This is a genomic window from Amycolatopsis sp. (assembly GCF_036008905.1).
Classification (GTDB): Bacteria; Actinomycetota; Actinomycetes; order Mycobacteriales; family Pseudonocardiaceae; genus Amycolatopsis.
In genome coordinates this window covers 15,165-29,087 of sequence record NZ_DASYMU010000133.1, presented here as the reverse complement: position 1 = coordinate 29,087, position 13,923 = coordinate 15,165, and the positions used below count along the sequence as shown (strand labels likewise).

Here is a 13,923-nt window from a genome sequence, read left to right as displayed (position 1 = left end):
AGCCGTCGCGCGAGCGCCTCGGCCCGCGCGTCAAGCTCCACATAGGACAGTTGCTCGTCCTCGAAGAGGACCGCGATCGCGTCCGGCGTCCGGGCGACCTGCGCCTCGAACGCCTGTGCCAGCGTGTGATCCGGCACGGGGCGGGCGGTGGCGTTGAGCTCGTGCAGCTGACCTTGTTCCACAGAGGACAGCAGGTCAAGCCCGCCGATCGGCTGCTCAAGATCGGCGGCGACGGCTCCGAGCACACGCACGAACCGTTGCGCCAGCTCGTCCGCCGCCGTGCCGCCGAGCCGGGCGGCGTCGTACTTGAGCGTGAACTCCAGCGCGCGGGCGGGACTGACGATCAGCGCGACCGGGAAATGCACGGCATCGGTGATCTCGACCCCGGTGACCCGCAGCGCGGCATCGGTTTCCCCTTCACGGGGATAGTTTTCGACGACGACGAGCGTGTCGAACAGCTCGGTCTGGCCCATGCCCGCGATCCGCTGCAGCTCGGCCAGGCCGAGGTGCTGATGGTCGAGCAGTGCCGCCTGCTCCTCCTGCAACCGTGCGAACGTGTCGCCGATCGACGATTCCGGCGACCACCTGAGCCGCAACGGCAACGTGTTGATGAACAACCCGACCGCGGACTCGATGCGGTCGACTTCGGCTCCGCGGCCGGATACCGTGCTGCCGAACAGGAGATCCGTGCGGCCGGTGAGCCGTCCGAGCAGCAGCCCCCACGCGCCGTGCAGAACCGTGCCCAGCGTCAGCCCGCGTTCGCGGGTGCGGGTGCCGAGGGCCGCGGTGACCGACTCCGGGAGCCGGACGTGCAGCTTCTCCGGGCGCCGGACCGTGGCGGGTGCCTCGACCAGCCGGGTCGGTTCGTCGATCCCGGCCAGCGCGTCACGCCACGCGACGCGCGCGGCTTCGTCGTCGCGGCCGGCCAGCCAGCGCAGGTACTCGTGCCGGGAACTCGCCGGGGGCAGCGTTCCGGACGCGCCATAGCCCGCGAGCAGTTCGCGCACCATGACCACCACGGACCAGCCGTCGACGACGATGTGGTGGAAGGTGATCGCGAGCCGGCTGCGCTCCTCGTCCAGTTTGATCAGGGTGAACCGGATCAGCCGCGGCTGGTCCAGCTCGAACCGCCGGTCGCGGTCCGCGGCGAGTTCCGTTTCGACGGGACCTTCCGCGACTCGCCAGGCCACCGGCACGGAGGCGTGGACGAGCTGCAGGACCTGGCCGTCGGCGCGCTGACGGAACGACGACCTGAGCGACGAGTGCCGGTCGACCAGATCCTGGGCCGCGCGGCGGAGAACGGTGGCGTCGACCGGCCCGGCGAGGTCGAACACCTCCTGGATCGTGTAGACGTCCGCGACCGAACGGTCGAACTCGGCGTGGAAGTAGAAACCCGCCTGCAGCGGCGAAACCGGGAGCACTTCCTCGAACTCGCCGAAGGACGCCGACTCGTCCTGGCTCAGCTGTACGAGTGGCGTCGCGTCCAACACACGCGCGACACGGACCTCGGCGTGCGCGGCGAGCGCTTCGACGGTCCGGTGCTGGAAGATCTGGCGCGGCGTGACGGTCAAATCATGTTTGGCCGCACCGAGAACGAGCCGGATCGACAGGATGCTGTCGCCACCGAGCACGAAGAAGTCGTCGTCGATGCCGACCGAAGGCAGGCCGAGGATTTCGGCGAAGATGCCGCACAGCAGTTCCTCGCGCGGGGTGCGCGGCGGGCGGCCGGTGCTCATGGCGCCGAAGTCGGGCGCGGGCAGCCCGGCGCGGTCGAGCTTTCCGTTGGGCATGAACGGAAGCCGGTCGAGCGGCACGAACGCGGCTGGGACCATGTAGCTCGGCAGGGCGTCATCGGCGTACGCGCGCAAGGCCCTCATCAGCGCGGCGGGATCGCGGAACGGCGACGGAGTGTTCGCCAAGTTCCTTGCCGCTCCAGTGCGATAGAAGCCTTGAAGCTCTTCTTGGGCAAAGAGCACGTCGAAACTACCGTCGACAGCGTCACCCGACCACGTGGCCGCGGTCTCGTAACCGAGCCCGGTTCCCAGATCTGTCAACGTTTCCGGGTCGAGCAGGACGTCTGCGACAACGGGTTCGCCGTCGACCGAGCGCAGCGCTTCGAGGTCTTCGGCGAGCCTGGCGTTGGGCAGACCGGTGACGCGCAAGCCGGTCGCCCGTGTCTTCTCCAGACGTGCGGCGAGCTCGTCTAGGTCGCTGATGTCCTTGCCCCACACCAGTTCAGGGATAGTCACCGGTTCCTGGACCACGCCCTTGCGCAGGACGACGTCGTAGCGGTAGCGGCTCAGCTCGTTGTGATAGCGAGCCCGTTTGATCCGGACGTCGACCCCGGCGCCGAGCTTTTCCCCGAGAGCCGGGAAGAAGTCGGGGTCGAGCAGTAGCTCGCCCTCCCAGGCGACGGACGCGTCGAGCATGCCCGTGGACACCGCGTCGGACCGGCGGGTCTCGACCGCGGCACGCAAGGTCCGCAGGAGTCGCAGGTTCCGGACGTCGCCGACGAACAGCGAGCCTCCCGGGGTAAGGAGGTCCATTGCCTTGGTGACGACATCGACGAAGTAGTCCGCGCTCGGGAAGTACTGGGCGACGGAGTTGATCACCACGGTGTCGAAGAAACCCGTGGGCAGGCCGTCGAAGTCGTGCGCGGGCTGGGCGCGCAACTCAACGCGATCGGCGAGCGTGTCGATCTCGGCAACCCGCCGCTGCAACAGGCCGATGACCTCTTCGGAGAGGTCGAGACCCCAATAGGCGTCACAATCCGGCGCGACCTTCGACAAGATCAGCCCGCTGCCGACACCGATTTCCAGCACCCGCTGGGGTTTCAGCGCGGTGATGGCCTCCACAGTGGCCGCGCGCCAGGACCGCATGTCGTCGAGCGGCAGCGGTTCGCCGTCGTACATGCTGTTCCAGCCGGTGAAACCCTCGTCGAACGGATCGTGGTCCGCGACGGCGTACAGCAGTTCGTGCAGGCCCTTCCACTCGCCGACCTGCTCTTGTTCTTTGGCGACATCGCGCTCGGCGGGCGCGGCGAGCGCGGGCACGATGTACGCCACGAGCCGCCTGTCGCCGGGCTTGACCTCGCGCGGCACCACGGCCACGCGGCTGACAGCTTCGTGCGCCGCCAGCACCGACTCGATCTCACCGGGCTCGATGCGGTAACCGCGGATCTTGACCTGGTGGTCCGCGCGGCCGTAAAAGTCCAAGTTTCCGTCAGGACGCCAGGAAACGCGATCGCCCGTGCGGTACATCCGCCCGCCCGTCGCCCGACCACCACCCCCCACGGAGTCGCTCCGCGACGCTGTCACATCTGGGTCCGTGAACGGGTCCGCGACAAAGCGTTCCGACGTCAGCCCGCTGCGGCCGACGTACCCGCGCGCGAGACCACGGCCACCGACGTACAACTCGCCTTCGACGCCCACCGGAACCGGCCGGAGCGCGGAATCCAAGACGTAGCAACGGGTGTTGGGGTCGGGCTTGCCGATCGGGATCGGGCCTTGCCAACCGGGTTCGGCGAGCCACAGCGTCGAGTTGACGGTCGCTTCGGTAAGCCCGTAGGCAGCGACCACGCGCAGCGTCTCCGACCAGCGCGCGATCAGCTCGGGCGGCACGGTCTCGGTCCCGACGATCAGGACAGCGCCGTCGGGCAGGTGGCAGTCGTGCGGGAACGCGGCCACCAGCGAGGGCGGCAAAATCATATGGGTGGCTTGGTGTTCCGCGATGTACTCGGTCAGCTCGGGACCCGCGACGCGGCGCTCGGCCGGGACCATGACCACACGGCCGCCGACGCACAGCGACATCACGAGATCCCACACCGTCACGTCGAACCCGGTCGACGCGAACTGCACGACCCGGCTGTCCGGTGTGATGCCGATCCGCTCGGCCGCGGTCGAGATCAGGCTGCCGATCCCGTCGTGCGACAGGATCACACCCTTGGGCCTGCCGGTGGAGCCGGAGGTGTAGATCACGTATGCCGCACGCGCGAGGTCTGTGATCGGTTCGAGCGGCTCCCCTTGTTCGGGTTCCGGGCGAACGTCAAGCAGCATCCGCCCGCCCGTCGCCCGACCACCACCCCCGATGGAGTCGCTTCGCAACACTGCTACATCGGGCTCCGCAGGCAAAAGTTCCGCCAGCTCAGCCGTGGTGACGACAATCCGGGCTCCGGCGTCGGTGATCATGAACGCGACGCGGTCCTCGGGGTGGTCGAGATCGAGCGGCAGGTACGCCGCGCCGGCCTTCATAACGCCGAGCAGCGCCACCACCAGGTTGATCGACCGCGGCATCGCCACCGCGACGACGTCTTCGGCGCGCACACCCCGCGCCCGCAACGACCTCGCCAGCTGGTTCGCCGCGGCGTCCAACTCGGCGTAGGTCAGCTGCTCGTTCTCACAGACGATCGCGACGGCATCCGGCTGACGGGCCGCGACCCGCTCGAACGCCGTCGTCCACGACAGCTCCACACACTCCGACGGCGAAGTGCCGAACTCGACGAGCACCTGGGCGCGCTCGTCATCGGTCAGCAGTTCGATGGTCCCGATCGGCCGGTCGGGATGCGCCGCCATCGCGTCGAACACGGCCAGCACCCGCTGCTCGTGCTCGACGTCGGACGGCACGTCGCCCTCGTCCCCAAGGATCGCGGCGACCGCGGAAACCACCTCGACGGCCGTCATTTCCTGACGGATCACCAAGCCGGGGACCAGATCCTGTTCCCCGGTCAGCCGGTCGAGACAGACGGCGACCGCGGCGATCAGGACGCGCGAAAACCCGGTCCCTGCCTCGACGGCGAGCTTGTGGCCGGTGGTGACCCTGTCGGCAGAGAGTGCGAAGCGTTCGTTCATGCCGACGCGGTACCGCTCACGGCGTACTCCGGTTCGCTGACGACCTCGCGCCGCGCGACGATCGACTCCACGATCTCGCCCACGCGGACGGCCGTGTTCGACAGCAGCGAGGACGTGATGCCGTGCGAGTGCTCAGTACCGCCCTGCAGGTAGATGCCGCCGCGCACAGCGGGCTCGACCCGCAGCCGGTAATCGCGCTCGACTTGGACCCGGCCTTCTTCGTCACGGCTGCAGTACTCGGCGAGCTCGCCCAGCACCGGCGTCGGGTCGGCCGGGCGGTAGCCGGTGGAGTACACGACGACGTCGGATTCCAGCACGGTCCGCTCACCGGTGGTGAGCGATTCGATGGTCGCGCGCACGCCGTCGGCGGTCTCGACGACGTCGACCGGGCGGGAGACGTTGAACAGCCTCAGGCGCTCGATGCCCTGGACCTTCTCGCGGTAGATCCGGCGGTAGAGGTCGTCGATGAGCTCGATGTCGACCGCGGAATAGTTGGTGTTGCCGTGGTAGTCCATCAGTTTTTGCTTGACGGCGTCGGACGATCCGTAGAACTGGTCGACGGCTTCGGGGTCGAAGATCCGGTTCGCGAAGGCGCTGTCGTCCGACGGGCTGTAGCCGTAACGGGAGAAAACCGCGCAGACCTCGGCGTGCGGGAACTGCTCGTGCAGCAGCGCGCTGACCTCGGCCGCGCTCTGACCGGCACCGACCACCATGAACCGCTTCGGCTGGGTCTCGCGAAGGCCTTCGAGCCGGTGCAGCAGCTCGTGGTTGTGCCAGATCTTGTCGCTGCGGGTGATGCCCTCGGGCAGGTTCGGGCGCAGACCGGTGCCCAGCACCAGGTTGCGCGCGCGGAACGTGCTTCGGTCGGCGACCTCGACGTCGAAGTACGTCACGGCGCCGTCCTCGGTCACCGGGCGCACCGCGACGACATCTGAGCCGTAGGAAACGAGGTCATCGACCTGCGCGGCGGCCCACTCGAAGTAGTCGTGGAACTCGATCCGCAGCGGGAAGAGCGTCTTGTGGTTGATGAAGTCCACCAGACGGCCCTTGGCCTGCAGGTAGGTCAGGAAACTGAACTCGCTGTTCGGGTTCCGCATCGTCACCAGGTCCTTGAGGAAGGACACCTGCATCGTGGCGTTTTCGATGAGCATCCCCCGGTGCCAGCCGAATTTCGGCTGCCGCTCCAGGAAGTGCGCGGTGATGGTCTCCTCGGCGCCGACAGCGGCGTTGTGCTCGGTCAAAGCGATGGCCAGTGCGAGGTTGGAGGGTCCGAAACCCACACCGACGACGTCGTAGACCGGGATCCGATCACCGGCAACTGCTTGTGACATTGAGGTCCCATCGCGCGGCCGTACCGCAAGCTCGATACATCGATTCCAGACAGAGGAAACCCTAACCTAACTTAGGTGAGCCTGGCCTAGTACCTTCGGGCGTGATGTTCATCCCTTGACCTGAGGAGGACCCATGCGGGTCGCGATGTTCGGCTACCAGACCTGGGGCCACCGCACGCTGCAGGCGCTGATCGACTCGGACCACGAGGTGGCTTTGGTCGTCACACACCCGAAGAGCGAGCACGCCTACGAGAAGATCTGGTCCGACTCCGTCGCCGACCTCGCCGAGGAGAACGGGATCCCGGTGCTGCTGCGCAACCGGCCCGACGACGAAGAACTGCTGGCCAAGCTCCGCGAGGCGGATCTCGACATCATGGTCGCCAACAACTGGCGCACCTGGCTCCCGCCGGAGATCTTCACCTTGCCGCTGCACGGCACGCTGAACATCCACGACTCACTGCTGCCCGCCTACGCGGGCTTCTCCCCGTTGATCTGGGCCCTGATCAACGGGGAGAAGGAGGTCGGCGTCACCGCCCACATGATGGACGGCGAACTCGACGCCGGCGACATCGTGCTGCAACGCTCGGTCGAGGTCGGCCCCCGCGACACGACCACCGACCTGTTCCACAAGACCGTCGACCTGATCGGCCCGATCACCACCGACGGATTGGCGCTGATCGAATCCGGAAAGACGGACTGGGCAAAACAGGACCGCGGCAAAGCGAGCTTCTTCCACAAACGTTCCTTGGAAGACAGCCGAATTGACTGGACCTGGCCCGCCGAAGACCTCGACAGGCTCATCCGCGCACAGTCCGACCCGTACCCGAACGCCTTCACCTTCCACAAGGGCGAACGCATCCGGATCACCACGGCGTCAGTGTCGGAAGCCTGCTACGGCGGCACCCCCGGCCGGATCTTTATCCGTGAGGGCAAGGGAATCGTCATCGTCGCCGGCACCGAAGCCCGCCATGGCCGAAGCCGCGGACTGGTCATCGAACGGGTCCGCACCGAAGACGGCGTCGAACACGACGCGATCGAGTTCTTCCCGAAAATGGGCGGTTACCTCACGACCCATCCGTGAGGGGTTTCAGTTCGTGATGGCGACCTTGGCGGTTCCGATAACGGCGTCTTCCTGAGATACTTCGCGTTTGATCATGCGCACAGTGTTGCGCTTTCTTCGCTTCGGCGCGCGCTATTTATCGGGCGGCGGTAATGCGCCAATGGCCGTCGAGCTTCTCCACCACGGCGGGCGGGCTAGCTGTCACATCTTGCCAAGCTCCTTCGTCAAGTCGGTGGAAGCACCGACAACGGCAAGGAGTCGCATCATGGACGCCCGCTTGAACCGCTTCGACAACCCCGTCGCGGCCAAGACCCTGAAGCACATCACCGCGGCAGGCAGGGCACTCGCGGACTCGACTGTGCCGCCCGCGACGCAGGAGCTGGTGAGGATCCGCGCCAGCCAGATCAACGGCTGCGGCTTCTGTCTCGACATGCACACCAAGGAAGCCGCAGCGGCCGGGGAGACCCCGACGCGCATCAACCTGGTCGCGACCTGGCGGGAGGCGGCGGTGTTCACCGAAGCCGAACGCGCCGCCCTGGAACTCGCGGAGCAGGGCACCCGCATCGCCGACGCGGCCGGCGGCGTCACGGACGACGCCTGGGCGAACGCCGCCAAGTACTACGACGAGAACGAGCTCGCCACCCTGGTGCTGGGCATCGCCCTCATCAACGCTTTCAACCGGGTGAACGTCATGGTGCGGCAGCCCGCGGGCGACTACCAGCCCGGCCAGTTCGGCTAGCCCGCGCCGGTACCCGGCTGCAGACGACTCGGCGTGTCTAGGGCTTCACCCACCTTCACCATCTGTCGACAGCTGGCGTTGCGGACGCGGGGTATCACGTGATGTCGACAGATGACGTCCGGCTGCGTCGGCCACACTGGGGCTATGGAGTACGTCGGCCAGGTGCCCGCCCCGCCGCTCGACCGGTTCGTCGACGACGTCTACTGCTTGACCGGGGTGCCGAGCCACCGTCTGATGACCGTCCCGCCGATGCCGTCGGCACACCTGTTCGTCAACCTGGGCGAACCCGTCCGCCTGTGGGATTCCGACCCTTCGGTGCCGCCGGCGGTGTTCGCCGACGGGTGGTTCATGGGTGTGTGGACCAGGCGTTTCGTGTTCGAGTACCCCCGGCGGGTGCGGCTTGTCGGGGTGCACTTCAAGCCTTGGGGCATGTCGCCGTTCGTCGACATGCCCGCCACCGAACTGCGGGACCGCTGGGTGCCGGTCGACGATGTCTGGCAACGGTCTTTGGACCGGATCCGCAACCAGGTCGGCGACAGCACGTCGGCCACCGAGACGCTGCGCCTGGTGGAGGCGGAGCTGCTGTCGCGACTTGCCGGGGCACCGCCGCGCGGTCTCGGCCTGGTCCAGCACACGGCCGGGCGGCTGGCGACTTCCCACGGCGCGGTCCCGGTCGGTGCGCTGACCGACGCCGCCGGGGTGAGTGGCAATCACCTGGCCACTCAATTCAAGTCCCATGTCGGGGTCACCCCGAAGCGGGTGGCGCGGATCTACCGCTTCGCGCGGCTGATCCTGTCCGTGGACGCCCTGCGTCCGGTCGACTGGTCGGAGCTCGCTCACACTGCGGGCTACTTCGACCAGGCCCACCTCAGCAAGGAGTTCAAGGACTTCACCGGCCACACCCCGACGGAGTACCTGACCCTGCGACGCCGATTCCCCGCCGAACAGGGATTCCCGCCGATGCCCGCTGATTGATTTTTTACAAGCCCACTCGCCCCCGGGGCGACAAGATGGCGTGCGAACACGCAAGGAGACTCGAGGAGAACCTGTGGGCACAGTGATCATGCACAACGTGGTGTCGGTGGACGGCTTCATCGCCGACCGGAACGACGCCGTCGGGCCACTCCATGAGTGGTACTTCAGTGGGGACACGCCGCTCACCGGAGACGACGAGCAGCACGACCATTCCGGAACCGGAAACAGGCTCAAGGTCTCACGCGCGTCGGCGGAGTACGTCCGGCCGATCTGGGCGGCGATCGGCACGATCGTGATGGGCCGCACCCTGTTCGACCTGGTCAACGGCTGGGAGGGTAAGCCGCCCGCGGGAGACCATGTGGTCGTGGTGTCCCACCGGCCTAAGCCCGAGGGCTGGCACCCCGAAGCGTCCTACCATTTCGTCGACAGTGTGGCGGCCGCGATCGGCAAGGCCCAGGAGCTCTCCGGCGAGCGAACCGTCGCGGTGAACGCCGGTGACGTGGGCGGTCAGATCTTCGCGGCCGGTCTGGTGGACGAGGTCGCGATGGACGTGGTGCCTGTGGTGTTCGGGTCGGGCAAACGTTTCTTCGGCAGCATCGACGGGCAGCACCTGCTGGAAGATCCCCACGTGGTCATCCAGGGTGACCGGGTGCTGCACCTGGGGTTCAAAGTGCGCCGGTAGCGCTGGTCGCCGAGCTCAGAACGGTGGCGGGTCGTTCTCCAGAGGTTCGACGAGCGGCTCCGGCAGGGAGCGGTGTGTGCGACCCGCGGGTGTGGTGACGACGAGTTCGCCGGTGTCGCCGTTGTAGGTGAAGTCCCAGCCGGGTTCGTCCTTGAGCTCACGGTGGTAGCGACAGAGGCAGCAGAGATTGTGCGTGGCTGTGACACCGTCCTCGGACCAGGCTTGGGCGTGATCGCCGTCGCAGCGTTGGGCCGGACGTGAGCAGCCTGGCATCCGGCATGTCCGGTCGCGGATCCGGACGACGTCGTCCATCGCCGCGGGCGGCGGTAGCGGGTGCGGCCGACATCGCGGACGTGGCCGGTGACCGGATCGGTGACGACCTTGCGCAGCACGCTGTTCGGGTCGTTCATCAGGCCGCGGGCGACGTCGGCCGGGATGGGGCCGTGACCGGTCAGTTCGCATCCTTGGTCGTCGATCTTGAGGGCGGCGTCAACGGGCACGTGGATGAACACCTGCGCGGTGATTCCGTCGAAGCGACTTCGGCGGGGAGATACAGCCAGAGTGAGGCCATGGAATCGGGTTCGTGGATCAATTCGACTTTGCGATCTTTGCGGCGGGCTTCAGTGCGATCTTGAACCCCCTTCGGATCGACCTGCCGGACTACCCGCGCCAGCGCTTTCCGCCACGCACCGGGGTTCTTATCGCCGATTCGCTTGGCGGCGATCTCGTCGACCTTGCGAGCCCGATCGTCGGAGAGCAGCGCGGTCGCCTCGGATGCTCGGCGCAGCTTGCCCACGTCGAGCTCACCGGCGTCCATGGCCTTGAGCAGATTCGGCGGGCGTGGCAACGCTTCCGCGACGGCGACTTCGACCTGCGCGGCCTGACGCGAGATCCGGAGTTCCGGAGCGAGCTCGTCGGCCACCGATCGCGACCGGTTGCGCAGGCGGCTCAACCGCCCCAGCAGCCGGAGCTTGATCGCCTGCGCACGACACTCCCACTGCCGGGCGGCGATCACCGCATGGATCACCTCGAGATCGGACAGTTCTTCAATGCGTTCCTCCTCAAGAGCCCAGCAAAGTCCTATTCACACTTTTGATACCGCTTCAAAAAAACCATTGCCCAACAATGCGGCAAACTTCCTTAGCTGGCAACGAATTGCAGTGCGACTCGGATTTCTATCGCGACTCGGTCCCAGCCGGATCGGCGACTCTGGCGGCCCGCTCGATTTCCGCGCGCCGGTTCTCCCAGAAGGCCGCGTCCTGGACTGCGCTTACCGAGTCGATCCCCACCGCGCCGTCGAGCTGTTCGCGCAGGATGTCGGCGTGGCCGGCGTGCCGGCTGGTCTCGGTGAGCCTGTGGACCAGGACGTTGAACAGGCTCACGTCGGGGCGTGGCCACCACGGCACGTGACCGGAGGCGTCGATGTCGAGAGCGGTGATCGTCGCGTCGGAGTGTTCCCCCACGCGCCGATAGCGGTCGACGATCTCGGCGCGTGTCTCGTGCTCGGTCGCCCACATGTCGGTGCCGCGCGCGGACTCGTCGTCCCACCGCGGCAGGGGTTCCGGGAACGGCCGGCCGAAGACTTCGCCGAAGTACCTGGCCTCCCACGTCGACAGGTGCTTGATCAGGCCGAGGAGGTTGGTCCCGGTGGGGGTCAGCGGGCGACGGACGTCGTATTCGGAGAGCCCGTCGAGCTTCGAAAGCATCGCCTCACGTGTCCAGCGCAGGTCGTCGTGCAGTTGCGTCTTCGCGTAGCCATCGATCATGGGGCATGAGCCTGCCACCCGCTCCAGCGCAATCCGCAGTGCGGACCCCGAGAGACATACGCCCGAGTTCGTAAACCCACTCAGGCGGCGTCGACCTTTCGGCAGATCATGACCGGCTCACAACGCGCCCATCGGCGACCTCGATGTGCCGCGTCGTCTGCACCGCGTCCAGCATCCGCCGATCATGCGTCACCAGCAGCAGCGTCCCCGGGTACTCGGCCAACGCCGACTCCAGCTGCTCGATCGCCGGAAGATCCAGATGGTTCGTGGGCTCGTCCAGCACCAGCAGGTTCACCCCGCGAGCCTGTAGCAGCGCCAAAGCCGCCCGAGTCCGCTCCCCCGGCGACAACGTGTCCGCCGGGCGCATGACGTGCGCCGACTTCAGACCGAACTTCGCCAGCAGCGTCCGGACTTCGGCGTCGGCGAGCTCGGGGACCTCGAGGGCGAAAGCCTTGAACAACGGCTCGTCGCCCAGGAAGAGCTTCCGTGCCTGGTCGACCTCGCCGACGACCACACCGGGGCCGAGCGAGGAATTCCCGGCGGTCAAAGGGATCCGGCCCAGCATCGCGCCGAGCAGCGTCGACTTCCCGGCACCGTTGGCACCGGTGATCGCGACCTTGTCCGCCCAGTCGATCTGCAGGTCGACCGGGCCCAGCGTGAACTCGCCCCGCGAAACGGTCGCGCCGCGCATCACCGAGACGACGGCACCGGCGCGGGGAGCGGCGGCGATCTCGAGCCGTAGTTCCCATTCCTTGCGCGGTTCGTCGACGACTTCGAGCCGCTCGATCATCCGGTCGGTCTGCCGCGCCTTCGACGCCTGCTTCTCGGTCGCCTCCGAGCGGAACTTCCGGCCGATCTTGTCGTTGTCCGGCGCCTTCCGGCGAGCGTTCTTGACGCCCTTCTCCATCCACCCGCGCTGCATCCCGGCGCGGGCTTCCAACGAAGCCTTGGTGTCCGCGTACTCGTCGTACTCCTCGCGCGCGTGCCGCCGGGCGACTTCGCGCTCTTCGAGGTACGCGCCGTAGCCACCGCCGAACGCGCGGACCTGCTGCTGGGCGAGGTCCAGCTCGACGACCCGGGTCACCGTGCGCGTCAGGAATTCACGGTCGTGGCTGACCAGCACCGTGCCCGCGCGCAGGCCGGTGACGAACTTCTCCAGGCGGTCCAGACCATCCAGGTCGAGGTCGTTGGTGGGCTCGTCGAGCAGGAAGATGTCGTACCGGCTCAGCAACAGCGAGGCCATCCCGGCGCGCGCCGCCTGGCCGCCGGACAGCGCCGTCATCGGCTGGTCGAGGCTCACCGTCAGGCCCAGTTCGGCGACGACCCCCTCGGCGCGCTCGTCCAGGTCCGCGCCGCCCAGCGCGAGCCAGCGCTCGAACGAGTCGGCATAGAGGTCGTCCGCGCCGATCACCTCGGCCGCCAGGGCTTCGGTCGCGGCGTCGAGGGCTTCCTGTGCCACGGCGACGCCGGTTCGGCGCGTGAGGAAACCGCGGACGGTCTCCCCCACCCGCCGCTCGGGCTCCTGCGGGAGGTGCCCGACGGTGGCCGTCGGCGGGCTGAGCCGGATGGTGCCGGCTTCGGGGGCGACGAGGCCGCCGAGGGTGCGCAGCAGCGTGGACTTGCCCGCGCCGTTCACCCCGACGAGCCCGACGACATCCCCGGGAGCGACGACGAGATCAAGACCGGAGAAGAGGACGCGGTCACCGTGCCCGGCGGCGAGGTCCTTCGCGACGAGTGTTGCGCTCATGAGACTCAGCAGTCTACGGGGGCCTGTGCGCGCCTCCGAACCTCGCTAGGCTTGGCCCGGCACGGACCGTCATCCGACGGTCACCGGTGGCGTTGGCAAGGGAGAAGAAAAGGCGATGGTCCAGAAGGCACGCGAGTTGCTCGACGCAGTCCACGAAGAGCTCGCCCCCATGGAGAACGACAATCGGCTGGTGGAGCTCATCGCCGCCGGCACCGCGCCGCGCTCGGTGTTCCGGCTGATCGCCGCCGAGGAGAGCCGGATCGTTCCCGCCGACTGGCGCAGCTTCCTGCACCTCGCGTCGCGCTCCGAGCACCTCGGGACGCGCGAGTACTTCGCCGGGCTCGCGCAGGGCGAAGGCATCGCGCTGGGCAAACTCCCCGCGCTGGCCGCCGCCACCGGCCTCGACGACGAAGCGCTGCGCAAGTACCAGCCGCTGGCCGGTTGCCAGGCGTACCCGTCCTTCATGTCGTGGATGGCGTTGCACGGCAAGCCCGCCGACGTCGTCATCGCGCTCGACGCCAACTTCGCCGCGTTCGGCGGCTACTGCGCGACGATCGCCAAGGCCATGCGCGAGCACTACGGCTTCGACGACGACGCCTGCGCGTTCTTCGACTTCTTCGGCACCCCCGTGCCGGGCGCCGAAGAGCAGACGGCCGCCCTCGTCCAGGCGGGCCTCGACTCCGGCGAGTGCAGCGACGAAGCCCGCATCTACGCACGCCTCTTCCAGACCTACGAGCTCATGTTCTGGAACACCATCGCCGACGTGGCCGAGTAAC

At 67.7% G+C, this 13,923-nt stretch carries 9 protein-coding genes and 1 pseudogene; 5 read left to right on the top strand and 5 right to left on the bottom strand.

All coding sequences use genetic code 11. From position 1 onward, the window contains the following. Together VGP60_RS23160 and VGP60_RS23155 are read right to left on the bottom strand one after the other, a co-directional pair. Positions 1–4,847 (bottom strand): non-ribosomal peptide synthetase (locus VGP60_RS23160; RefSeq protein WP_327550160.1); only part of this gene is annotated, 4,847 nt, incomplete at its 3' end. Continuing rightward, positions 4,844–6,178, bottom strand: a complete 1,335-nt coding sequence (locus VGP60_RS23155) for a lysine N(6)-hydroxylase/L-ornithine N(5)-oxygenase family protein (RefSeq protein ID WP_327550159.1) — start codon at positions 6,176–6,178, stop codon at positions 4,844–4,846. The genes VGP60_RS23155 and VGP60_RS23160, both read right to left, overlap by 4 nt. Positions 6,179–6,311: 133 nt before the next feature. Between VGP60_RS23155 and VGP60_RS23150 the strand changes: the two genes are divergently transcribed. From VGP60_RS23150 to VGP60_RS23135, 4 genes are all read left to right on the top strand, one after another. Next, a complete protein-coding gene (locus VGP60_RS23150; RefSeq protein WP_327550158.1) occupies positions 6,312–7,259 on the top strand; it encodes a methionyl-tRNA formyltransferase in 948 nt (315 codons plus the stop codon). A 244-nt stretch (positions 7,260–7,503) separates the two neighbouring features. Beyond that, positions 7,504–7,977 carry a carboxymuconolactone decarboxylase family protein gene (locus VGP60_RS23145; protein WP_327550157.1) on the top strand — a complete coding sequence of 158 codons (474 nt, stop codon included), beginning with the start codon at positions 7,504–7,506 and terminating at the stop codon, positions 7,975–7,977. A gap of 144 nt (positions 7,978–8,121) precedes the next feature. Further along, complete coding sequence (locus VGP60_RS23140; protein ID WP_327550156.1) at positions 8,122–8,952, top strand: helix-turn-helix domain-containing protein; 831 nt, start codon at positions 8,122–8,124, stop codon at positions 8,950–8,952. A 73-nt stretch (positions 8,953–9,025) separates the two neighbouring features. Further along, on the top strand, positions 9,026–9,634 hold the full coding sequence (locus tag VGP60_RS23135) for a dihydrofolate reductase (RefSeq protein ID WP_327550155.1): 609 nt from the start codon (positions 9,026–9,028) through the stop codon (positions 9,632–9,634). A 15-nt stretch (positions 9,635–9,649) separates the two neighbouring features. On the opposite strand, the pseudogene VGP60_RS41780 reads toward VGP60_RS23135, so the two are convergent. The 3 genes and pseudogenes from VGP60_RS41780 to VGP60_RS23115 all read right to left on the bottom strand — a co-directional run bounded on the left by VGP60_RS41780 (position 9,650) and on the right by VGP60_RS23115 (position 13,147). Next, a pseudogene (locus VGP60_RS41780) lies at positions 9,650–10,685 on the bottom strand (DUF222 domain-containing protein). Positions 10,686–10,809: 124 nt separating this feature from the next. Continuing rightward, positions 10,810–11,400, bottom strand: a complete 591-nt coding sequence (locus tag VGP60_RS23120; RefSeq protein WP_327550153.1) for a DinB family protein — start codon at positions 11,398–11,400, stop codon at positions 10,810–10,812. Between the two features lie 106 nt (positions 11,401–11,506). After that, on the bottom strand, positions 11,507–13,147 hold the full coding sequence (locus VGP60_RS23115) for an ABC-F family ATP-binding cassette domain-containing protein (RefSeq protein ID WP_327550152.1): 1,641 nt from the start codon (positions 13,145–13,147) through the stop codon (positions 11,507–11,509). 115 nt (positions 13,148–13,262) lie between these two features. On the opposite strand from VGP60_RS23115, the gene VGP60_RS23110 reads away from it, so the two are divergent. Beyond that, positions 13,263–13,922 (top strand): transcriptional regulator, encoded by a 660-nt coding sequence (locus VGP60_RS23110; protein WP_327550151.1) that lies wholly within the window; start codon positions 13,263–13,265, stop codon positions 13,920–13,922. Position 13,923: the final 1 nt, after the last annotated feature.

What these genes read in the sequence shown, in the direction of transcription:
- VGP60_RS23155 (WP_327550159.1), bottom strand. Translation starts at nt 6,178, where the DNA reads ATGTCACAAGCAGTTGCCGGTGATCGGATCCCGGTCTACGACGTCGTC.
- VGP60_RS23150 (WP_327550158.1), top strand. Translation starts at nt 6,312, where the DNA reads ATGCGGGTCGCGATGTTCGGCTACCAGACCTGGGGCCACCGCACGCTG.
- VGP60_RS23145 (WP_327550157.1), top strand. Translation starts at nt 7,504, where the DNA reads ATGGACGCCCGCTTGAACCGCTTCGACAACCCCGTCGCGGCCAAGACC.
- VGP60_RS23140 (WP_327550156.1), top strand. Translation starts at nt 8,122, where the DNA reads ATGGAGTACGTCGGCCAGGTGCCCGCCCCGCCGCTCGACCGGTTCGTC.
- VGP60_RS23120 (WP_327550153.1), bottom strand. Translation starts at nt 11,400, where the DNA reads ATGATCGATGGCTACGCGAAGACGCAACTGCACGACGACCTGCGCTGG.
- VGP60_RS23115 (WP_327550152.1), bottom strand. Translation starts at nt 13,147, where the DNA reads ATGAGCGCAACACTCGTCGCGAAGGACCTCGCCGCCGGGCACGGTGAC.
- VGP60_RS23110 (WP_327550151.1), top strand. Translation starts at nt 13,263, where the DNA reads ATGGTCCAGAAGGCACGCGAGTTGCTCGACGCAGTCCACGAAGAGCTC.